At 38.0% G+C, this 890-nt stretch carries 1 protein-coding gene; it reads left to right on the top strand.

From position 1 onward, the window contains the following. Positions 1 to 259 precede the first annotated feature (259 nt). The gene (locus M3210_RS20025; protein ID WP_251518054.1) at positions 260 to 727 is read left to right on the top strand and encodes an SAM-dependent methyltransferase; all 468 of its coding nucleotides are present in this window, start codon (positions 260 to 262) and stop codon (positions 725 to 727) included. Positions 728 to 890 lie beyond the last annotated feature (163 nt).

Raw genomic sequence — 890 nt, forward strand, 5'->3', positions numbered from 1 at the left:
TTATGAAGCATTATAATGAAGAGCGTATTCAAGAAAAATTAGGCTACCAATCTCCAATAGAATTTCGTGGAATGGCAGCCTAAGAAGGTGTTTTATTATTGTCTCAAATTGCTATGTCAGTCTAAAATGTTTATGGCTTTTTTATTTTTAGCGGGTTTGAGGTTCAAGAAGGAGAAGGGTACTTTTTGTTGAATTTATAGGTAGATAGACAATGTAGCAGTAAATAAGAAAGAAGCTCGAGAGGAGGGAGACGAAACCAATGTATACCATTGAACCTATTGCTGATGTAACTAATCAGCGAACAAGTATTACAGATGACTATTGGGGCTCGGTGTTATCAACCATTGTATTACGTGAAGATATTCCTGCATCGTCATTAAAAGGAATCGAAGCGTTTTCTCACCTGGAAATCATCTTTTTGTTTGATAAGGTACCGGATTCAAAAATTGAGTATGGGGCAAGGCATCCAAGGAACAGAAAGGATTATCCGGAGGTTGGGATTTTTGCTCAAAGAGGAAAAAACAGACCGAATAAATTAGGTGTGACGATGGTGGAGTTGATGGAATTAAAGGATCGAGCAATAATCGTTAGGGGATTAGATGCCATAGATGGAACCCCGGTTATCGATATAAAACCAGTGATGAAAGAATTCCTGCCAAGAGGTGAAATCAGGCAGCCACATTGGTCCAGCTCACTCATGGAACAGTATTGGGAGGGTAAATCGTAGCTTTGACATCTGATTCCTATGTGGCAGATAATATAGATAAAGACCTGCGGTGATATGTCAAGAGGTAAATAAATAATTGTTCAGTTATCAAGGTGCATTATCCTTAAAAAAGGCAACACTAAACTAACCCAGTAAAGTTATGCGAATTTACTGGAAATTATTG

The sequence above is a fragment of the Oceanobacillus luteolus genome (assembly GCF_023715655.1).
Taxonomy (GTDB): Bacteria; Bacillota; Bacilli; order Bacillales; family Amphibacillaceae; genus Oceanobacillus; species Oceanobacillus luteolus.